Origin of the sequence: Paracoccus onubensis, assembly GCF_003591515.1 — a bacterium.
GTDB classification, from domain to species: Bacteria; Pseudomonadota; Alphaproteobacteria; order Rhodobacterales; family Rhodobacteraceae; genus Paracoccus; species Paracoccus onubensis.
In genome coordinates this window covers 150882-171311 of sequence record NZ_QZCG01000002.1, presented here as the reverse complement: position 1 = coordinate 171311, position 20430 = coordinate 150882, and the positions used below count along the sequence as shown (strand labels likewise).

Sequence of the window (20430 nt, the reverse complement as noted above, 5' to 3'; positions counted from 1 at the left end):
CATGTCCTTTGACATGGAACATGCGTTCGGCGAGTTCAAAGCCGAATTCGACAAGGTGACCGCGAAGCTTCAGGATAGCGCAAAATCTGCGCTGGACGAAAACAAGCGCCTCGGCACCTTGACCGATGAAACCAAGGCCGCCGTGGATAAGGCGTTGTCCGATCAAGGCGATCTGAAAACCCGCCTTGATGAAATGGAAGCGTCGGCCCGAGACATGGAACAGCGCTTTGCCAGCGGTCGCCGTGGCGGTCCCGGCGCGCCGAAATCGCTCGGGCAGATGGTGGTGGATGATGCCGCCGAAACCATCAAGGCCCTGCACAAATCCGGCGTGAACGGCGATCACAGCCTGGGCGTCTTCAACGCAATCACTTCGCTTCCGGATTCGGGTGGCGCGTTGCTGCCCGAGCGCCGTGAAAACGAGATCGTGGCGGAACCGGACAAGAAACTTGTGGTCAAGGATCTGATCACCGTTGGCCAGACCGGCCAGCCGCTGATCAAGTATTTCCGCGAGATTTCCCGCTCCGGTGCTGCGGGGATCGTTCCGGATGACGGCGTGACCGTGAAACCGTTGATCGACAAGGTCTGGGATGCTGTCGAGGCTTCGGTGAAAACGATCGCCGGCCGGATGGAGATTCACAAGCACATGCTGGACGACATCCCTGCCCTGCGCACCGATATCGACACCACGCTGACCTATGAGGTCAACAAGGTCGAGAACGCGCAGATACTTGCAGGGGATGGAACTGGCGAGAATTTCTCGGGGCTTATCACCAATGCCACTGCCTATGCCCAGGGGGCACGGGAACCAGCTGGCGCAACCATCCTCGATCGGCTGCGCCTTGCCATGTTGCAGGTGTCCGCCGCCGGGTATGTCGTCGATGCGCAGGTCCTCAATATCTGGGACTGGGCTCAGGCCGAGATGTTGAAGGACACCACAGGTCGCTACATCTTCGGGAATCCGTTCATGGAAACGCCGACGCCGCGCCTCTGGGGCCGCCGAGTTGTCGACACTGAAGACATGCCCGAGGGTGATTTCCTTACCGGTGCGTTCAAGATGGCCGCGACCTATTACGAGCGCCAGGGGATCGAGATTCTTCTGTCCTCGGAAAACCGCGACAACTTCGACAAGAACATGCTCACGGTTCGCGGCGAAAAGCGTGGCGTCGTGGCGGTCAAGCGTCCGCTGGCGCTCTGCTATTACACGGCCCCCGCAGAGGGCGGCGCAGGCTGATCCGAACATCGGGCGCGGGATCACCCGCGCCCGTTTTCCACCCTATAGAAGGATTTAGGCCATGCCTAAGCTCAAAGCCCTTCGGGGCGCTATTGGTTCTTACGGTCGCGTCGCCGCCGGTGGCATCATCGATGTAGACGAAGCAGTCGCCGACAAGCTGATCAAGACCAAGCGTTTCGTGCGCGCGACTGAAAAGGACATCCAAGCCGCACAGACTGCGCAGAAAGCTGCTCTGGCGGTCGATACCCCCGGCGCTGGACCCGGCTTCCTGCCCATGCCGAAAACGCCAGTGGCCGCAGACCGCCTTACCCAGATGATCGAGCGTGGCGAAATCAGCCGCAACAAGGCCAAGGAACTGGTCGCGCTCGAAATTTCTCTGTCCACGGAAGAGGTTCAGGCGTTCATCAAGAAAGAGGCGGAGGAAGTCGCTGCCAAAATTGAAGCCGCCCGGGATGAACTCGATGCACGCGCGCAGGCATTGGACAAGCGGGAGCATGATCTTGTCGAGCGTGAAAAGGCAGTTGAAGCCAGCGACGGTAAGGCGAAGGAGGAAGCCGAGACCACGGCGGAAGCGGGCGCAGCGGAAGAAGCGAAGTCCGACGCCGCCACTGGCGCGCCAGCGGAAGCCAAGACCAAAGCTGAACCCGGTGCAAAAGCGGCGAAGTCCTCGAAATGATTGTCTCGCTGGCCGATTTGAAATCTCACCTCCGTGTTGGCGGTGATGATTTCGATGCGGACATTCAAAGCTACGCGGACGCGGCCGAGGCGCGCGTCCGTAACTGGATTGGCCGCGCCGTGTATGCGGTCGGCGATCCCCTTCCTGACACAGATTCCCCAGATTACGACCCCTATCAGATGGTTGCCGATGGCGCGATCATCGTCGCGATCAAGATGCTTGTATTCCATATGTTCTGGAATCGTGGCGGCAATGACGGGACGCAGAACGATGCAGTTCCCCCGCAAGGTGTTCGTGATCTGCTGTCCGGATATCGCATTTTCTACCGATCGGAGGTGTAACAATGTTCACCTCCAATAACCTCATGAGATCGGCAACCTTTTTCCAGCCGATCAAAGGACGTGATGCAGATGGCAAGCGGATCATCGAGGAAGTCGAGCGCTTCACCGTTCCGGCTGGCCTGAAGCCGCTTCGCGGAGGTGAGAGCGTCATGCAGGCTCGGCTTACCGCCCGATCACCTGCGATCGTCACCGTCATGGCGGATTCGCGGACGCGGACCGTTACCAGCGAATGGGTGCTGTTGATTTCCGGCCGCAGATATGAGGCCAAAGAAGATCCGCGCGAAAGTGAAGATTTCTCGCTGTTGGAACTCTTGGTTGAGGCTGTGGGATGAAAGCTGGCCGAAAGCTTCGCCAGATCATCATGGATCGGATCATCGCCGAAGTGCCTGACTTGGCTGGACAGGTCTACGATAAGGCTACTAAGGGAGATGCTTATCCTTATGCCACGATGGGACCGAGCTATTGGCGTGATGTCAGCGTCACCTGCATCGAATCCCGTGCGCAGACTGTGCAGGTCGATATTTGGCATTCAAAGGAAAGCAAGGGATTGCTCGAGGATTTAACGGATGAGGTTGCCGACGCGCTTCGAGGATGGGCCGATCCCGAGAGCCTGAGGATGCATCCGGCACAGATTTCGCTAGTCCGCGTGATGGATGACCCTGACGGGGTAAGTGCACATGGCGTGGTGCAGGTCGAGGTACGCTTGGAGCGAAGTTAGCAGGCTGTCCCATCGATTGTAAGAAATACCCAGGCTTTCATTGCCTCAAGAGTTTGCTGGTTTTCGTTGATGGATATTTTCTGCGCACTGCTGCAAACCGGACCGGTTTGAATGCCAGCCTTACAGTTTTCGAGGATATCACCGACAAACGATACGTGATCCTTGTGGCTTTCAATCAGGGCCGCTGCGTATTCGCAGGTCTCGGGCAATTCTTGAGCTGACAACCAAGACGGCGCGGATGCAGCGAAAAGCGTGGACAGAATTATGAAACGCATGGATTGCCCCTTCCTCTGGATAAGCAAATGGCAACGTTAAATCCGCGCATTGTCAATAAGCTGAAGCAGGTCCCGGACGTTGCGGTGAAAGCAGCGGCCCGCGCAATGGAAGAGGGCGCCGAAGAAATCGTTCAGGCGATGAAAGCTATCGCTCCGGTTGGCGCCTATGCCGGGGGTGGCGATCTGCGTGACAGCATCGGCTGGACGTGGGGTGATGTTCCTGCAGGCTCTTTCATGATCGATGAAATCCGCAGCGGCAGGAACCGTGGCGATCAGTATGCGACCCTGCGCATCAAAATCTATGCCGGCAGTCGAGAGGCATTCTACGCCAGATTTATCGAATTCGGCACGGCCCCCCATTCGCTTGAAACCAATGCTTCGGTGTTGCGGGGCCTTCGCCAGGACAAGGGCGGTGTCCATCCTGGGACACCCGCCCAACCGTTCTTCTTCCCTACCTGGAAGCAGATGCGGACCCAGTATCGCAACAAAATCCGTGCGGCGGTTCGCGCGGCAGTCAAGGAGGCATGGAAAAATGGCTAAGGCAATATTCATTCGGCGCTTTGATGCGACCGATACCAAGAAGGGTATCTCGATCCGCGTCCAGCCGTCCGATGAACCCCAAACTGTCCCCGGTTGGGTGATCGAGTTGGCCGTCAAGGCCGGAGCGGCCACTCGTATCGAGGGCAATTCAAGATCCACGGCGGACTCCGCCAGCAACAAGAAGGATGCCTGATCATGGCGGAATATCCGGAACTTCATTATCGCGGTGACATCATCGTGATGGTCGCGTGGGATCCGGCTGCACCGGAAACCTGGGTAAATTTCTGCGGAGCGGAAGGTGGCAGCCTGGTCATCGATAACGCCGTTCAGGAAAAGGCGGTCGGCGGATGCGATGAATGGGGCGCGCCCATCAAGAATATTCTTTCCTATGGCGCGCAAAGCGTCACCATGAACCTGAATGCCAGCCTTGCCAGATCGCAACGCGACAAGCTTCTGCTCTGGGCCAAGGGCCAGCTGTCCCTTCCGGTGCGCATTCATATCGTTGACGCGCCAATCGGCGAGACAGAGTATATCGATGGTATAGGGATTCTGCCGAGCCTTAACATCGAAGGGCTTGGCAATGTGACCAATGAGGCAATTACCACCACGCTGAACATTCGCTTCAAGGATGGTGTCGAATTCACCGAAGCGGCGGCATGACGCGCGCAGTCGATTTGCCCTGGCCGGGCGGGGAGCATGCTTTCCGCCTTGGCCTGAACGATCTCCGGACGATCCAGCAGAAGACGGATTGCGGGCCGGAATTCCTGTTGCACAAACTGAAGATCGGTCAATGGTATGCGGATGAGCTTTATGAAGTTCTGCGTGTCGGGTTGATCGGTGCTGGGATGAATCATGTCGAGGCGCGGAAGCTTGTGCAGAACGCGATGGAACGTGATCCCCTGATTGGCTTCAAGGTTCCTGCGATGGAGGTCCTTTCGAACACCTTATTCGGACCAGCGGATGATCCTGTGGGGGAGGATATACCGGTGGAGCCGACACCGGAGCCCGAAAAAACGGCAAGTGGAAATTCAGCACCTATTACGGACTAGGCGCTGCGATGGGATTCGACGCCGAACGAACCGGGGCCATGACTCCTTGGGAGTTGCTGGCCTGTTACGATGGTTGGGCGCGCTCGACTGGTCGCAAGGATTCGAACAGTGCAAGCAAGCCTATGTCGGTTGAGAAAATGAAAGATTTGGGGATCGAGGGGTTCTAGATGGCCGAGGAAGCCGACCTTCTATTAACAGCGGGATTTTCTGATGCCCAGCTTGTCAGAGAGGCCAATCGCGTCGTCGCCCTTTACAAGAAAAAGGGCGAGGAGGCCCAGAAAGCCTTCACCGATGCCCAGGGCAAGGTTACGAATACACAGGCGGCGCGGGCGCATGTTCGTGAGTTGGATCGGCTGTCGAAGGCATATGACCCAGTATATCGCGCGGCCAAGCAGTATGAGAACGAGTTAAAGCGACTTGATCGGGCGCTGGATATCGGCGCGATTTCCCAGAAGCAGTATACGGCACAAGTGGAGCAAGCCGCGCTCGCTTTGCGACGCGTCCAGAATCCGATGGCCGGAATAGACAAGCAATCCAGAAGCTTCGGTGGATCGCTCCAGCAGGTCGGCTATCAGGTCGGCGACTTCGCGGTTCAGGTTGGTGCAGGCACCTCGGCAACGCAAGCGCTCGGCCAGCAGCTTCCTCAGCTTCTTGGCGCGTTCGGTACTTATGGCGCGCTGGCCGGTGCGGCGGCGGCAATCACGATACCTCTGGGTGCCGCATTGATTAAAGCGGCGCTGGACGCAGAAACGCTAGAAGATGCAACCAAGAATCTGACCGAATCCACGGATGCATTTGTCGATGCAGCCGAGGCTGCATCTATGCCGATCGATGACCTGCGGATCAAGTACGGCAGTCTTGCCGATGAAATCGCCCGCGCAAATTCGGTAATGGCGGGTCTTACGGCCATCCAGGCGCGATTTGATCTGATCAACACGAGCCAGCGCCTCGGTAGCGGTCTCGGTTTCGACCTGACACCAACGCCGTTTGAAAAGGCCGACCTCACGCCGGACCAAGCGCAGCTGAACCAGCGCGCACAGGAAAAGGCGATGGATCGCTTACGGCGGATCACGGGTGCGACGGCAGAGCAGTTCGAAAAGCTGCGCATGGCAATCAACCGTACCGATACGTCCAATTCCATTGAGGCCGTGGTTAAGGATGCGGAGAATCTGCTTTCTGTTATCGCCGAGCTATCGTCCAACGACGGTGCTGATCGCGAAATGCTATTCGGTTGGGCTCAACAGGTCGAGGCAGTGTTGCGTCAAGCTGAGCGTCAGGTCGAGAACAGTGTCGATGAGCAAACCCGGACCTATAATCGTATCATCGAAGAGTTTGATAAGGACACGCAGCAATTCAAGGCCCTTCTGGCTGACCGTGCCACGGCGCAGAAAGCGCTAGATGAGGCCGTCAAGACGGGCACCGATGCGCAGATAGCGCAGTGGAAACGAGTAATCGCCGCTCAGGACGAACAAATTGCCAAGGCCTATGAGCAGGCGCAAAAAAATGATGAGGCATTCCAGCGCATTGCCAAATCCTTCGGCGCCGTGGAGGGTGGCATCAAAAGTTACTCTCAGGCTCTGGATTCGCTTTTCCCCGCTGCGAACAAGGGCATCCTTGACCTGATCGGTCAGGCGGAAGGAACCGATAAGGGCCGCAGCTACAATGAAACCCTGGGATATGGGGCTTATACCGGTGGTGCCGTGAATCTCACCAGCATGTCACTTCGCGATGTGCTGGCACTACAAAAACAGATACTCGACCACCCGAACAACCCATACAATTCGTCTGCGGTTGGCCGGTATCAGATCGTCAGTAAGACGCTGCGGAGCCTGATCGGGGAATTGAACCTGTCGCTTGATGAGCAATTTACACCTGAATTACAGGACCGTCTTGCGTTGCAGCTGGTTCGTCGCCGTCAAGGTCAGGGTACTGCCGGTCTGCGAAACGAATGGGAAGGGCTTCGTAATGTCCCCGATGCATCTATTATGTCTGCACTGGGTCAGCAGGTCATTCCGTCCGCCGATCCGGAGGTAAGCAAGGCCCTGAAAGAGCAGATCAAGGAGCGTGAACGCCTTGCCGATCAGGCCAAGAAGTATGGCGAGCAGCTTTCAACCAACCTCCTGACCCAACAACAGACTGCTGAACTGGAGCGGCTGCGTTCTGAACAGATCGCCGCGATCAAAGCTCAGGGCCTGGGCGAGGATGAAGAAGCGCGCGCCATCTCCGGCGTCAACGCCGAGATAGAAAAGCAGCGCACGGTTCTCAGTTTGCTTGCCGAGGCGAAAAAACGAAATGTCGATCTCGATACCCTGCTCGCTAACGGGTCTATGACATACCGTCAGGCAATCGAAGCCCTGGGTGAAGCGAAACGGCAGGATATCATCGCAACCAATGAACGGGCCATTGCAGAGGGTAAGGCTGGCCAGGCGCAGCAGTTCTGGAAGCAGCAGCAGGAACAGACCAAAAACGGTTTGCTCGACGCGATCGTCGCCGGCGAGAGTTTTGCGGATGTTTTGGAGAATCTCGCCCAGCACTTCGCCAAGGCCGCACTGCAAGCTGCTTTGTTTAACGAGGGGCCATGGGCAATGGGAGGTAGCGGCGGAGGATTGCTGAGCGGTATCGGCGATCTTGTCAGCGGTTGGTTTGGCGGTTTTCGCGCAGGCGGTGGATCCGTCTCACATGGCCGCGCCTATGTCGTCGGGGAAACCGAACCTGAATTGTTCGTGCCCAATGTCAGCGGCACGGTCCTGAACTCCCGGCAGATTGAACGGGCAATGGGTGCCGCGCCCCGGGAGGGCCGGAACAGCCAGTATTCTCTGGCCATGACCCTCGATCTGCGCGGTACGACAGGCGACAAGGCACTGGACCAAAAGCTGAAAGCGAACGCGCAGCATATTCTGGCACAGGTTCCCCATGCGATGCGCGAATTTGAATTGAACGGTGTCTGATGCAAGTCACATTTCCCCACCGTCATCTGGTCCGCGATGTCAGGTTTTATCCTATAGGCATGTCTTTGGAGCCGCAGCGCTCAATCAATGGTGCCGAGACCATCGTTCCGACCATGCGCGCGCGATGGATGGCGGCAGCGGAGTTCTTGCTGCATGATGAAGCCGGGACATTGGAATGGGAAGCGTTTCTCGCCCAGATGGAGGGGCGTATCGGCACAACGCTGGTTCCCTCATGGACGCGGTACCGGCCGAAGGATCGAGATGGCCATTCCTTGGCTTTTTGCGATACCGCCAATCTCGCGAATGCCCAGACCTGGGAGCATTTCGGCTTCGAGAATACGGTCCTCGACCGTGTCGTTGTCGCGGCAGATGCGCCGTTGCGGGCAATGCAGCTCGACATCTCGCTGAATAATACCACCGGCATCAGACCGGGACACAAGTTCAGCATCGATGACCGTCTCTATTGGTGCCAAGCGCATTGGCAGCCTGACGCCAATACCCATCGGATCATGTTCACGCCTGCACTCCGCCAGAATGTGACAGCAGGTACGCGGATTGAGATCGACAAGCCGGTTTGCCGGATGCGCATGGTCTCTGAGGAAGAAGGTGTATTCGGCCATGGGATCGATCTTCTACCTACGGTTCAGGTCAATTTCGAGGAAGCGATCTGATGGGGGCGCGTGAGGATCTTCTCGCTATCCCCGACGAATTTCTGCGCCATGGCCGGGTCGGTCAGGCTGCCCTTGTCTTCATGGATTTCCTCGATGCGCCGAAACGATGGTGGTCCGGCTATGGCGATCTCCCGGTTGGCGGGTTTACCTGGCAGGGTCTTGGCGACCTGGTCAGCATCAGCCCGATCGACACCTCGTATAGCATCTCTGTAAAGAAGGTGACATTCGAGCTGGCTGCCACGTCAGAGATGCTGTCACTCGCGCTTGCTGCCAAGTCGCGCGTCCGCGACCGCGCCGTCACGATCAGCTTGCAGCTCTTTGCCATGGAGGATGTTGCGGTCGGCCAGGATGATATCCAGCGCGGTCAGCCGATCGGCTCTCCTTTCTCCCTGTTCAATGGAACCATGCAGAAAATGCCTTGGTCCGCGAGCGGACCTGATGAACGGACAATCCGGTTGGAATGCGTGGGCTTGTTCTTCCGCCGCAATGCCGCCCCTCTCGGGCGCTGGACGGATACAGATCAGAAAGCCCGTTACCCGGGTGACCGAGGGTTGGAGCGTTTGCCGATCTACGCGAATGATTACGAGACCAGATGGCGAGGATAAGGCCGGCCGGCGCCACCGATATCTTGCGCGTGGTGGATATGATTGAGGCGTTGACCGTTGCCGTGAACGGTCCTGTGGCCGTCAACAGGACGCATACCGCCGAGACTGTCGCAGGGCTGATCAGCAGCCATGATAGTGCTGTCTGGGTATCGAACGGCGGATTTATCGCGGGTGTCATCCGCTGCACGGTCATCAGCCCGGAGCCAATCGCGACGGAACTCGGCTGGTATGCGTCCGATGGCTCGGGCCTCCTCCTGCTGAAAACCTTCGAGAAATGGGCGACGGATAAGGGTGCGCGATTGATCCAGATGTCAACCGGTGCGGAAGGGATCGACTTGTCACGGCTCGGCTATCGCCTGGCAGAAAGGGCCTGGGTAAAATAATGGCAGTCTTCACGCTGATCACAGCATTTGTTCTGCCCGGCGCGGGCGCGTTCTCGCTTTTCGGTTTTTCCCCCGCCGTAACCAATGCGATCTTCAATATCGGCAAAGGTGTCCTCTGGTCACTGGCTGGAGCCGCTCTGAACAGCCCGAGCATTCCGCGCCAGCAGGTGCTGGCCACGATCAGCCAGACCGATGCCGCGCGTTTGCGGGCTTATGGCCGCAATCTGCTCGGCGGGCAGCGCGCGTTCTTCGAGGCCAATAACGGGCAGTTACACCAGATCGTCGTCGCGCATCATGGCCGGGTCAATGACCTGGTCGGCTTCTGGGTCGACGGTGAGTCCGTGACACTGGATGCCGAGGACAAGGTGAACCGCTATACCGAGCTGTTCTTCCGGGACGGAAGCGGTTCTGGTGGCGATTATCAACGGGTGATCGACACCTTCCCCACACTCTGGACGGATGATCATCGCTTGCAAGGTCAGGCGACATTCTATGCAGTGCTCGGCGATCCTGCTGACGAGGATTTTCAGGAGTTTTTCCCGAAAGGTCCGCACACCAATGTTCAGGTTGAGATTGAGGGATCACTGGTCCCGAGCCTCGCCGGCCCGCTGACCTATTCCGAAAATGCTGGCCTCTGCATTCGCGATCTTCTGACCCACCCGGATGGCTGGAATATACTTCCCGCGCGGTTGTCCTCGGTCAGCTGGTCGGCATTCGTGAATCTGTGCGATCAGGCCATTCCCCTGGCGGCCGGTGGCAGTGAACCACGGTATCGGCTCTCCGGCTACTACGGCCTTGACGATCCACTGAAGGATGTCACAGCCCGGATGCTCGCGACCTGCGACGGCCAGATATATGAAACTGCCGAAGGCGAGGTCGGGATCCTCGGCGGGGCATGGTCGGAACCGGATGTCACCATCACCGCCGAAGACATCCTGTCGATCGAGATGGATGATGGGTTCGATCCGCGCACAAGCTATAATGTTCTGAAAGGCTCTTTCGTCAGCCCAGGCCATGCATATCAACCGACTCCGGTCGAAGAAATCAGGGACGATGCCGCGCTTGCGACACAGGAACGGCGGGTGGATCAGTTCGATGTCGAAATGTGTCCATCCGGGTCACAGCTGCAACGCCTGATGACAATCAAGTTCGCCAAGGATCGCCGTGACCAGGTCGGGAAAATTCGGACGAATCTGGTCGGCCTGAAAGCCCGCTTCCCGAAAGGTGACGGAATCCACACCATCCGCGTGCAGGCCCCGGAATTCGATCTCGATGGCGTCTTCGAGGTCACCTCGCACAGTTTCTCGATTCCGGACGGTTTCTGCGAAATCGGCATCGCCAGCATCGAGAACCCCTATCCCTGGACCACGGCGATGGAGAGGCCCATCCCTCCGAGTGTGAGCGAGATGAGCAAGCCGATCCACACGCCGCCGCCGCTGGAGGGCATCACGCTCACCCAGGAACTGACACAGCTTTCATCCGGAGTGACAGGGGTCAAGCTCGCGGCCCGCCTCAATGACCCAGGTCGGGACGATCTGGAATTACGGGCACAGGTGGCCGAGGGAACCCCGCTGCCGTCCGACAATTCCGCCGGATGGTCGGAAATGCTTGTCGCCGGATATCGCGCCGAAACCAGCATTCTGAATGATGGCCAGCAATATACCGTGCGCCTTCGCTGGAAAGGCCGCGGAAGCTGGATTTCGGCTGGCACCGTTACCGTCGTCGCCAATCCGACGCCCCCTGCCCCACCTTCAGAGTTCGGGGCCATGATTACCGGCAGCGATGTGTATCTGGACTGGATCAACCCGGCCGCCGATTTCTACCGGACGCGCATCTACCGAAACACGGTGAATGATTTCGGAACGGCGGACCTGATCGCGGTGGTCGACGGGCTTGAAGGCCAGCCCGCGAATTATACCGATCAGGCGCTCGCGTCTGGCACATATCATTACTGGGCCGTGACCCTGAACCCGTCATCCGTAAGCTCAGCGCCAGCCGGTCCGGAAACCGTCACCGTCTGACATCTCGAAAAACAACCCGACAATCGCCCGCCTTTGCGCGGGCTTTTTGCTGTGAGGCCACATGTCCGTTGCACTGATCAATGAAGTTTTGCGAGATTTTGAGCGCTATACCGGTGACGGAAAGCCGAATGCGCCCATTGGTCATCCGCTGCCGATCGGCGATCCCCGCAGCGGCATCCACAACCCGGCCAAGTTTCGCCTGCGTGAACTGCTGATCGCCATCCTCCAGGCTATGGGCGATCCCGACGCGCTTCAGGATATCCTCGATCAGCTGAGCGACAAGGCAGATAATTCGGATGTCGAAGCGCTAGCGCAGCGAAACGTCGCGACGATATGGCTGGCCGATTTCTCTGGCGTCACCTTCCCGCCTGGTACCGACACAGTTCTGCAGAGACAGAATTCTGGTGGCGGTTTCTTTAGAATTTGGATGTCTGTAGATACTCCTACGCCTCCAAATCCTTCTATCCATCAGCAGGACGCCACGGGGCAGTGGTGGGAACTGTTTTACGATAGCACTCAAGTTGAGTTTAGAGGCACTCGCCTTTTCAATGGCCGTCAAGACGCCGCCGATCTACTGACCAGTAATCCCCCTGATGCGCGAATCCATCGGGTGTTTTCTCTGGAAAATGGCTTTCTGGCGGCGCGCGCTCGCAACGCCCAGCTGGACGCCTTGTTTTCAGTATCTCCATACTGGGGGATTGAGGCTGCAATCCGTCTTAACGGTTCACCCGCAAGCCCACTCATCAGTGGTCGAGCAAATGCAGGTGAGTTTCTTGACCTCGATCTAGGTCCTTTTGATTCCACTGATTATGAAATCAACTGGCAATGGTCTGCCACCGGAATCGGCACCCAGAATTGGTTCCTCATCTCCGGCGCGACGGGGGCATCCTATCGCTTGGGGGACGATCAAGAGGGCAGGTTCCTGCGCGCTCGGATCAGGCCCGCTGGCGAACTCGGCACCTGGACCGTTTCAAACGTTATTGGCCCGGTCGGTGAACGTCTTGCAGGAACGCTCCCAGACGATGTGAGCGCATCCACCGCTGGCATTGGCGACAGCCGTTCGCGACTGCCGCGCTTCCACGATAATGTGCTTCTTCCGCACGATTTCCGAGATGGCGTTGGCGCTGCCCCACCGCTTGATCTGTACAAGGATCATTCGATCGTAGCCGGTATGGAATGGCTCGGGAACGTCAAAGCCCCCCTTCCGTCAGCTGCCGCCAACCTCCTGACCACTTACGATCCACCCGAAAATGTAATCCATCCCTGTGTCGTGGAGTTCTTCAATGAGTTCTGCGGCTACCGGTTTGTGTGTGCGATCACAGCCTATCCCAATGGCCCGGCGCTGGAAGATCCTTTCGTCTACGGCTCGAATGATCGTGTGAACTGGACCTTCCTGGGGACAGCTCCGCAGCCGCTCGATGTGAAGTTGCCAGTCGGCGGCTCCTACAACAGCGATACCTTTGTCACTCACGATCCTCGCAAGGGCGAGTTGATTGTCGGATATCGTCGTTACGAGCCGCGCACGGATGGAGACAGCAGCGAAGCAAACTCAGATGTGGTTCTTCTCTGCCGCTCAAGCCGGAATGGATATTCCTGGTCAGATGCACGAGAAATTCTGCGCATCCCTGCGGATGAGCAGATCATGCTTGCGCCCACCATGATCTTCGATCCCGCAACAGGGATCTGGCACATGTGGGTGATCAATCGTCCGGTCATGAATCATTGGACTGCCCCATCTCTCTATGGACCATGGACCCTCGACGCTGCGGAAACTGACCTATCCGTTTTCGATACGCCACATCATCACGAGATCAAGTGGGTTGGCGATAAACTGGTCTGCCTGATGTATTCTCGAGGCGATGGCAATTTGTTCTTCGGCGTGTTCGAGGACGGTTCTTGGACGGACATCATCTGGAACATGACCGGTGTTCTCGATCCGCGACCGGCATCGCTATACAAGGCGTCCTTTGTTCCTCTGATCAATGCTGAAACGCAAAGGATTTCCTTTGATCTTTGGTGGACAAACGGGGCCGCTGGTCCAGCGGGCGGCACGGACATGGGGCATGGCCGAAAGCTCCAATATTCACGAACGAGCATTTCCGCCCTGACTGTAACAAAAATCCCAACCACTGTAGATCAAATCTCACAGAAAGTGAATTTGCTCGGCGCCGCAGTTGACGGTTTCGGAAACGCCAAAACCGAAGGATATCTGACCAAGGGGAACGGGCAGATTGCCAGTGCTTCGGCAAGCTGGACCTATACTGATTTCATCCCGGTCAGAGCAGGTCAGGTTGTCGAATATGTCGGCGGCATCAACCGCGATCAGGGCGCAGCCATCGCCTATTACGACTCCAATCAGGGTTACGTTGCAGACGGCCTGGTCGCCGATCCCGCCGGGTCCGGGCCGATCCAGAGCCTATCCGCTTCCGTTACCATCCCCGCCGGAGTGTCCTATCTGCGGGCAGCCACGATCAACACCGGGACGTATGGCCTGACCTATATCCCCTCCGGCTCGACCTCGCCGGAGGCGTTTGCAGAAAGCGTGATTTCCACCATGGAACATGCTGCCGGTGTTGAAAAAATGCGCCTGCAAACGGCCCTTAACGCATTGCTGAGCGGGTCAGCATTGCCGTCCAAGCTGGCAAACCTGCCCGGTATCGGTGACAGCATTACAGTCGGCGCGAATGCCACGACCGCTGCAAACCGGTTTCTGAACCGCGTTGCTGCCGCGCTGGGAGCGACGGTCACGAATTACGGCATCGGCGGCACCGTTCTGCAAAACAGCAATGGCTCAGGCGGCACGCCGTTGAACAACAATGGCCGGGATCGTTTTCGCGGTCTCTTCACGGGCGGCAGCAAGAAAGACTTCGCGTTGATTGCCTATGGCTTCAATGATGCCCGCTACACCGCGGCTCCGAGCACTTTCAATGCTGCAGCTTATAAGAACGATTACCGGGAGATTCTGGTCGGCCTGCTTTGCGACGGATACCGGCGCGATCAGATCCTCATCGTCGGGCCGCATTATATAACCGATATTGGTTTGAAAACCGGATCGGAGGGTTTCACTGGCCAGACCCGCGCAGGCTTCGAAGAATATGTGACCGCCGCGCGTGACGTGGCAGAGGAATTCGGCACCCTTTATTTCGACAGCTATGCGCATATGCGAGATTACATGCGCGCTAACGGGTCTCCCTACGACATGTCCACATTTTCAGACAATGACGCTTGGGATTTGGGGGATGATTCAGCGACCTATGTCGGGGCGCTCACAACCGTTTCCAACAATCAGGGAGGCAATGTATCACCCGTTCCGGAGGGCGATCTATGGATTTCAGCCGATATTCGCCGCCTCGGCGGAACGACCGGACGCGCTCGAGTTCAAATCCGCTGGCTAAGCTCAGAGAACCCCGACACCGTAATTTCCACGACCAGCGGCGATTACATCACGCTTTCGGACACGTCTGTTCAAATATTCACCAATGAAGGGACGCCCCCGGAAGGAGCTGTATTCTATGACCTGATGCTCACGGTTGACGGTGCAAATACTGACGGTCAGGTTCAGTTTTCGAACATAACTGTGGGTCAGGGCGTCATATCAGACGACAACATCCATCCGACCAATCTGGGACACGAGGTAAGCGCGACCGGAATTATCGAGGAAACGACCGTTCTTAATCAGCGATCGGGTCCAGTGATCACAGGGTGGAGCGCCTCGGGCGGTGACATGCTTCTGGCATGGGCGCCCGTAGCAGGTGCCGTGTCGTATGAAGTCGCGATTGTCGAGTTTGACAGCCTGGTCATTCCGGCCGCCGAAGCGGTTTCAGCTACGCAGCACAGGTTTTCCGCGCCGCCGACAGGACGCCATACCGGAATGGTGCGAGCTGTATTCTCAGACGGGCCCGGACCATGGTCCGTTTCGAACCCGGCGGCGATTTAGCCTCCGGCTCATCATCTGCATGATCATCTATGAGGCCCTTCGCCAGTTCCTTCTGGATCTTCCGCCTTTCCCGCGCCTCGCGCAAAGCGCGCTTTTTCGCCAGCTTTTCAAGCGCGTCTTTGAATTCATCCATGGGTCATACCGATCCTAGCCATAGGCGATAACTCGCCCATGGCTGCACGTTATGCAAGCGCATTTCGGCTAATTCTTTGTGTCCGCGACACTTCGATGTTTCGTCAGCCCCGCCTCGCGCGGGCCTTTCAACACCCATAAGGAGGCCACATGGCTTGGGAATTCGATAAGAGAGTCAGCTCCGGCAACCTGCTGGTGGCTGCCGGGATGGCTGTGTCAGTAATCTGGGGGTATTCTCAACTCACAGCCACCGCCGAGCGGCTAAATGAAAAAACCTCGGATCAAGCCAAGGCGATCGCCTCCAACGAAGCCCGCATTCGATCTGTCGAATACACGACAGCCCGACAGGATGAGCGGTTGATCCTGATCCTCGACAGCCTGCGCAAGATCGAGGCGAAGATCGACAGGGAGCCATGATCTAAGCGCCGACTAGCTCCCTGCTCGGCTCGATCGCGGGCGGTGACCCGACCTATCGGCCGGGTCCCGTTCAGGCAGGCTCCAGCTCAACCAGAACTGATTTGTCGAGCGCGGCAAATGCTTCTTCCAGCTGAGCCAGCTTATTTTCATGATTCGGGTCAAACAGGCGATCCACCTTGGTTCGTGACCAGCCGGTTGCGCGCACAAGATCAGCCCGGGACATGCCCGCTTCCGCCAGCGCCCAGAACATCTGAATCTTGAGATCCAGATACAGGGGAACGCGGGCATGATGCTCGCCTTTTGACGGCCGAGGAATATCAGTGAAGCCATCCATGCGGGCCGCAATTGCTTCCTGGACAGCATCAGCACCATGCGAGATGGCGTCAGCAATATCGTCGCCGAAGGTCGTCACTTCGGGAAGATCAGGGCACGTAACCAGATAGGTGCCGTTATCGTCAGGGGTCAGTTCCAGAGGGTATTCCATGGGTCGGGTTCCTTTCAGGTAACCCCGGCATCAGTTGATGCCGAGGTCTTTCTTGATCTTGTTCACCAGCCCTGTTCCGAGCTCTTTTCGGGAACCGTGCATCGGAATTTGTGAAGTCCGATCCCCGAGGCGAACAGTGAGGTGACCGCTTCCGCCCTTGTGGGTCTCGAATGTGGCACCGTGCTTCTTGAGCAGCTTCTGCAGTTCTTTGCTGTTCATGAAGATAATATACACATCTGTGTAATAATAGTCAACAGAAGTGTGTAATTATTCATGCAATGAATCTGCCTGATCCCGATCATCCGCCGCCCTCAGGGGCGGCTTTTTCATTCCGTATTAAACGGTTTCGCCTGCTCAAGCGTCAATGAGCCCAGTCAGCAGAAGGACACTGGCATGCACATTAAGATTCACACCGCCGCTATTCCCGATGGCGAAACCCACATCAGCAACAGCGCCGCCAAGCTGGTCCGGATGGGCTTTAATCCGAGTCGCCTTGAGCCTGTCGATCGCATCAAGGCCCTCGCTGCCGCACTGATCAGCGAATGCGAAGCGATCCGCGACCAGAAAGGGGAAGGCGCGCGCGAAGCCGCGATCGCTATCACCGATGTTCAGAAATCCAGCATGATGGCCGTTGCGGCCGCTACCGCGTACCTCTGATCGCGCCGGCAGTCCTGGACGCGTAATGCCGCCCTCAGGGGCGGCTTTTTCATGGAGAATGTTATGAACCAATTCCTGTCCGCGCTCTGGGCGTGGATTGCCTCGCTGTTTGCGACCAAGCGCAAAGCGGCGACCACGACCGGCGCTGCTGCCGTTCTCGCTGCCGCTGCCGCGTTCGTCGGCCCGTGGGAAGGCGAACGCACGGAAGCTTATCTCGATCGCGTCGCCAGCCCGCCGGTCTGGACGGTCTGTTACGGCGAAACGCGAGGCGTCAAGCAGGGCGACCGCTACACCTCGGCCGAATGCAGCAAGATGCTGATGACCGCCTTGGCATCGTTCCGAGACGGGCTGACGAAATGCATCCCTGCCCTACCCCAGCAGCCTCGTGACGTCCAGGTCGCGCTGGTGTCCTGGTCCTACAATGTCGGCACCGGTGCCGCTTGCAGCTCGACGCTGGCGAAGCGCGCCAATGCGGGCCGATGGCGCGATGCCTGCAACGAGCTGCCACGCTGGAACAAGGCCGGCGGAAAAATCGTGCAGGGCCTCGTGAACCGCCGCGCTGCGGAACAGCGCATCTGTCTTGCAGCCATTGGAGGTTAAGTCATGAGCATCATCGACAGCATGCAGAACATTCTGCAACCAATCATCGTGGATTATGCCGTCTGGCTGATTCTGGCAGCGCTGGCGTGGTTTTTTCGTCGCCTGCCCGAGCGCTGGCGGATCGACATCGAGGCTAAGCACCGCGAAGCACTGCATTGGGCGCTGTATACCGGTGTCGGCCTGGTCATCGATAACTTGCAGCGTCATCCGTCGATCGCAGTGCCGGATCGCGCGGCCGGCGAGATTGTGGATTATGTCCGCCGGTCAGTTCCCGGCGCAATACGCAAGCTCGGCCCGTCTCAGGAGCAACTGGAACAGATGGCCCGTGCAAAGCTACAGGAACGGCTGGACGCGATCACCGGTAGAGATAGATTGACTGAGGCTTTGGAGGACGCTGGGATAAGGTAAAGATACAGCAAGACCTATCGAATCCGTTGCATTTCACGACAGGATCCGTAATGTTTTTACATGACTTATCAGCGGCACGCAAATTCTGGGCCAAGTCGGGAGAATCTACGTAAGCGGTATATTCCCCCATCCTCCCAGCATGCGCTTCCAATGCGCGACCTGCTGGAGCAGATTGATCGAGGATCGCTTCAAGATCGACAGTATTCTATGCTCAGCATTGATGCAGCCGCCGCAAATGATCGCGGCCCACGCATTAATTATGCGGGTGATCTAAATATACTAGGGCGACCGGCTATAGCAGTAATCGGAGCGCGTGACGCAAGCGAAGACGGTAAGCACCGCAGCTATCAGTTGGGCAAACAACTTGCGAGTAGGGGTATCACGGTAGTGTCAGGACTCGCCGCGGGCATTGACCGAAATGCACTTGAGGGAGCCATTCAGGCAGGTGGGAAAGTCGCGGCGGTTATCGGAACCCCGATTGACACTGCTTACCCTGCTGCCAACAAAAGGTTGCAAGAGTTGATTGCCGCTAATCATCTGCTTGTCTCTCAGTTTCCGAATGGGTCGAGAGTTTTCCCGAGTAATTTCCCTGCTAGAAATCGAACAATGGCAGCTCTTACTGACGCAAGCGTAATAATAGAGGCATCTGAAAGCTCTGGCACATTGCATCAAGCCGCTGAATGTAAGCGCTTAGGGCGATGGTTGGTAATAGCGAAAAATATGCTCGATAATCACAGGGCGGAATGGCCGAAAAAATTTTTATCCTATGAAAAATGCCATGTACTTGTTAATACTGATAAACTGTTAGAGGCTGTATACGGAATATAGACTTGAAGGTCGTTTCTCTTGTTGGATATCCGAGTTACCAAGAATCCGGACTGCAGTTCGATAAACAGGATTGGGTTGCGCACAATCTTGTCAAGGCGCTGAAAGGAAAAGAGTTTCGAGGATATTCGAATGTTAAAATCAATGGTACCAACCACAGAATTACAAAGGACAACAGGCAACCAGTAATTGATCTCTTTGGAAGCGCGATTTCAAAATATATGAAGCGCCTTCCTGCTGGTGCGGCAGTCTTCATAGTTCCAAGTTCTGATTGCTTGGAGTTTTCTGATGATCCGAAAGCTCAATCCATTGCCGCTTCCATCGCGTCTGCTGGATGCGAGCATCGAGTTTTCATACCTTTTCGTTGGTCAAGCCGTCTCCCAAAAGCCGTCGATGGCGGCAACAGAAACTATCAGTTTTTGGCGCAACATTTAGAGCTTCATCCGCCACCGCATGTTGCGAATGTTGTGCTGATTGACGATGTAGTGACTACTGGCGGTCATTTGCGTGCATGCTCTGAAGTGTGCCGGCGTCACAATATCGTGGTTTCGTCGGCTATATGCTTTGCGAGAACAGTATGGGATCGACCAGAAGATATTTTAAAAAGTAGCGTTCAAATTTTATGAATCTGCTTGACGTACACCACTGCGGCTAGCTTTAAAATCGAAGTCTTACGTTTCTCCTATCATCGCTGATGATTTTTCCAGCACCCAGTTTCAAGCCCCTTCCTTACCCGTTCCCCCGGCGGCCATCTGTCATAGGCAAGACCATTCAGGCTCGGAGGTAGGTCCTTCCGACCGCATAATTCGAGATGTGAGGCCCACCTAACGTTGACTCAAATGTTCTCTTTATGTTCTCATTGAGGCTTGATTCGTCAAGAGGTGAAAGACTGGTATGAGACGCTCTACGCCACAGAAGAAAATCGACGATCGTGCGTTCCCCGTCCGCGTTATCGTGGAGCTCCCCGAGATCGGGAAGCACCGGCCACTCGATGAAATGTATCAATGGCTGGACCAGAATATCGGCAGGGGCGACTATGCGTGGCACTCCGGCGGCCGCAACCCCCTGTTGGGTGAATGCGTGGCCTTATATTTCCGCCACCCAAAGCCGGCCGTCGATTTTCTTGCAGCCATCCCGGAACTAAAGCTGTCGGACGGCACCATATTTCCAAGCTATACTTCGCCATACCGAAGCTAATGCCCGCCGTCCCGTCCTCCAACAAGTTCCGAAATCGCATGGTCTACCACTGTGCGGCGGACAGGATGCTGATGACCGTGTATTGCGGCGGCTGCCGCCGGCGCGTGCACTACTGGGCATCCGACCTGGTGAAGGTTCTCGACCGCTTCCACGAAGCGCACGATCCACCGTGGCCCTGTTCCCGTTGCCGAAGCCGGGAATATCTCGCCATGACCTGGCATGTGCCCTCTGCGGCAGAACTGGCCAACGGATTGACTGTGCGCCGCCCAGTCAAGAAGATCGAGAAATGGATCTGGCGCAACGAGAGGGCGTGAA

The 20430-nt window shown here is 57.0% G+C and carries 26 protein-coding genes; 23 read left to right on the top strand and 3 right to left on the bottom strand.

What is annotated here, in order from left to right; all coding sequences use genetic code 11:
• Position 1: 1 nt before the first annotated feature.
• From D3P04_RS03325 to D3P04_RS03305, 5 genes are all read left to right on the top strand, one after another.
• Entirely contained in the window at positions 2-1231 is a 1230-nt protein-coding gene (locus tag D3P04_RS03325) for a phage major capsid protein (RefSeq protein WP_119745938.1), read from the top strand.
• 61 nt (positions 1232-1292) lie between these two features.
• The gene (locus tag D3P04_RS03320) at positions 1293-1907 is read left to right on the top strand and encodes a hypothetical protein (RefSeq protein WP_119745936.1); all 615 of its coding nucleotides are present in this window, start codon (positions 1293-1295) and stop codon (positions 1905-1907) included.
• Positions 1904-2248: a head-tail connector protein gene (locus D3P04_RS03315; protein WP_119745934.1), complete on the top strand. Its 345-nt coding sequence runs from the start codon at positions 1904-1906 to the stop codon at positions 2246-2248. The genes D3P04_RS03320 and D3P04_RS03315 overlap by 4 nt, the downstream gene beginning before the upstream one ends.
• A gap of 2 nt (positions 2249-2250) precedes the next feature.
• Positions 2251-2580: a phage head completion protein gene (locus tag D3P04_RS03310; protein WP_119745932.1), complete on the top strand. Its 330-nt coding sequence runs from the start codon at positions 2251-2253 to the stop codon at positions 2578-2580.
• Entirely contained in the window at positions 2577-2966 is a 390-nt protein-coding gene (locus tag D3P04_RS03305; RefSeq protein ID WP_119745931.1) for a DUF3168 domain-containing protein, read from the top strand. The genes D3P04_RS03310 and D3P04_RS03305 overlap by 4 nt, the downstream gene beginning before the upstream one ends.
• Here the strand turns inward: D3P04_RS03305 and D3P04_RS03300 are convergent.
• The gene (locus tag D3P04_RS03300) at positions 2963-3241 is read right to left on the bottom strand and encodes a hypothetical protein (RefSeq protein WP_119745929.1); all 279 of its coding nucleotides are present in this window, start codon (positions 3239-3241) and stop codon (positions 2963-2965) included. The genes D3P04_RS03305 and D3P04_RS03300 overlap by 4 nt on opposite strands.
• 27 nt (positions 3242-3268) lie before the next feature.
• On the opposite strand from D3P04_RS03300, the gene D3P04_RS03295 reads away from it, so the two are divergent.
• The 11 genes from D3P04_RS03295 (at position 3269) to D3P04_RS03245 (ending at position 15944) form a co-directional block, all read left to right on the top strand.
• Entirely contained in the window at positions 3269-3781 is a 513-nt protein-coding gene (locus D3P04_RS03295; protein WP_119745927.1) for an HK97-gp10 family putative phage morphogenesis protein, read from the top strand.
• Complete coding sequence (locus tag D3P04_RS03290; RefSeq protein WP_119745925.1) at positions 3774-3974, top strand: hypothetical protein; 201 nt, start codon at positions 3774-3776, stop codon at positions 3972-3974. Before D3P04_RS03295 ends, D3P04_RS03290 begins: the two co-directional genes overlap by 8 nt.
• Positions 3975-3976: 2 nt before the next feature.
• Entirely contained in the window at positions 3977-4441 is a 465-nt protein-coding gene (locus D3P04_RS03285) for a hypothetical protein (RefSeq protein WP_119745923.1), read from the top strand.
• Positions 4438-4830 (top strand): gene transfer agent family protein, encoded by a 393-nt coding sequence (locus D3P04_RS03280; RefSeq protein WP_119745921.1) that lies wholly within the window; start codon positions 4438-4440, stop codon positions 4828-4830. Before D3P04_RS03285 ends, D3P04_RS03280 begins: the two co-directional genes overlap by 4 nt.
• Before the next feature lie 167 nt (positions 4831-4997).
• A complete protein-coding gene (locus D3P04_RS03275; RefSeq protein WP_119745919.1) occupies positions 4998-7778 on the top strand; it encodes a lysozyme family protein in 2781 nt (926 codons plus the stop codon).
• The gene (locus tag D3P04_RS03270; protein WP_119745917.1) at positions 7778-8449 is read left to right on the top strand and encodes a hypothetical protein; all 672 of its coding nucleotides are present in this window, start codon (positions 7778-7780) and stop codon (positions 8447-8449) included. Before D3P04_RS03275 ends, D3P04_RS03270 begins: the two co-directional genes overlap by 1 nt.
• The gene (locus tag D3P04_RS03265) at positions 8449-9054 is read left to right on the top strand and encodes a hypothetical protein (RefSeq protein WP_119745915.1); all 606 of its coding nucleotides are present in this window, start codon (positions 8449-8451) and stop codon (positions 9052-9054) included. The genes D3P04_RS03270 and D3P04_RS03265 overlap by 1 nt, the downstream gene beginning before the upstream one ends.
• Complete coding sequence (locus D3P04_RS03260; protein WP_119745913.1) at positions 9042-9437, top strand: hypothetical protein; 396 nt, start codon at positions 9042-9044, stop codon at positions 9435-9437. The genes D3P04_RS03265 and D3P04_RS03260 overlap by 13 nt, the downstream gene beginning before the upstream one ends.
• Positions 9437-11458, top strand: coding sequence for a phage tail protein (locus D3P04_RS03255; RefSeq protein WP_119745911.1), 2022 nt, complete (start codon positions 9437-9439; stop codon positions 11456-11458). The genes D3P04_RS03260 and D3P04_RS03255 overlap by 1 nt, the downstream gene beginning before the upstream one ends.
• Positions 11459-11519: 61 nt before the next feature.
• Positions 11520-15395, top strand: coding sequence for an SGNH/GDSL hydrolase family protein (locus D3P04_RS03250; protein WP_119745909.1), 3876 nt, complete (start codon positions 11520-11522; stop codon positions 15393-15395).
• A 282-nt stretch (positions 15396-15677) separates the two neighbouring features.
• The gene (locus D3P04_RS03245; protein WP_119745907.1) at positions 15678-15944 is read left to right on the top strand and encodes a hypothetical protein; all 267 of its coding nucleotides are present in this window, start codon (positions 15678-15680) and stop codon (positions 15942-15944) included.
• Positions 15945-16014: 70 nt separating this feature from the next.
• Here the strand turns inward: D3P04_RS03245 and D3P04_RS03240 are convergent, their stop codons facing one another.
• Together D3P04_RS03240 and D3P04_RS03235 are read right to left on the bottom strand one after the other, a co-directional pair.
• The gene (locus D3P04_RS03240) at positions 16015-16428 is read right to left on the bottom strand and encodes a type II toxin-antitoxin system HicB family antitoxin (RefSeq protein ID WP_119745905.1); all 414 of its coding nucleotides are present in this window, start codon (positions 16426-16428) and stop codon (positions 16015-16017) included.
• 30 nt (positions 16429-16458) lie between these two features.
• Positions 16459-16647: a type II toxin-antitoxin system HicA family toxin gene (locus D3P04_RS03235; RefSeq protein WP_119746496.1), complete on the bottom strand. Its 189-nt coding sequence runs from the start codon at positions 16645-16647 to the stop codon at positions 16459-16461.
• Between the two features lie 174 nt (positions 16648-16821).
• Between D3P04_RS03235 and D3P04_RS03230 the strand changes: the two genes are divergently transcribed.
• From D3P04_RS03230 to D3P04_RS03205, 7 genes are all read left to right on the top strand, one after another.
• Positions 16822-17085: an Acb2/Tad1 domain-containing protein gene (locus tag D3P04_RS03230; protein WP_119745904.1), complete on the top strand. Its 264-nt coding sequence runs from the start codon at positions 16822-16824 to the stop codon at positions 17083-17085.
• Positions 17086-17148: 63 nt separating this feature from the next.
• Positions 17149-17685 (top strand): lysozyme, encoded by a 537-nt coding sequence (locus D3P04_RS03225; protein WP_119745902.1) that lies wholly within the window; start codon positions 17149-17151, stop codon positions 17683-17685.
• Between the two features lie 3 nt (positions 17686-17688).
• On the top strand, positions 17689-18093 hold the full coding sequence (locus D3P04_RS03220) for a hypothetical protein (protein ID WP_119745900.1): 405 nt from the start codon (positions 17689-17691) through the stop codon (positions 18091-18093).
• Positions 18094-18243: 150 nt separating this feature from the next.
• The gene (locus D3P04_RS03215; RefSeq protein WP_220475261.1) at positions 18244-18921 is read left to right on the top strand and encodes a DNA-processing protein DprA; all 678 of its coding nucleotides are present in this window, start codon (positions 18244-18246) and stop codon (positions 18919-18921) included.
• Positions 18922-18923: 2 nt separating this feature from the next.
• Entirely contained in the window at positions 18924-19544 is a 621-nt protein-coding gene (locus tag D3P04_RS23055) for a hypothetical protein (protein ID WP_147391876.1), read from the top strand.
• Positions 19545-19812: 268 nt separating this feature from the next.
• Positions 19813-20115: a hypothetical protein gene (locus D3P04_RS03210; protein WP_119745898.1), complete on the top strand. Its 303-nt coding sequence runs from the start codon at positions 19813-19815 to the stop codon at positions 20113-20115.
• A gap of 65 nt (positions 20116-20180) precedes the next feature.
• Positions 20181-20429: a hypothetical protein gene (locus D3P04_RS03205; RefSeq protein WP_147391875.1), complete on the top strand. Its 249-nt coding sequence runs from the start codon at positions 20181-20183 to the stop codon at positions 20427-20429.
• Position 20430: the final 1 nt, after the last annotated feature.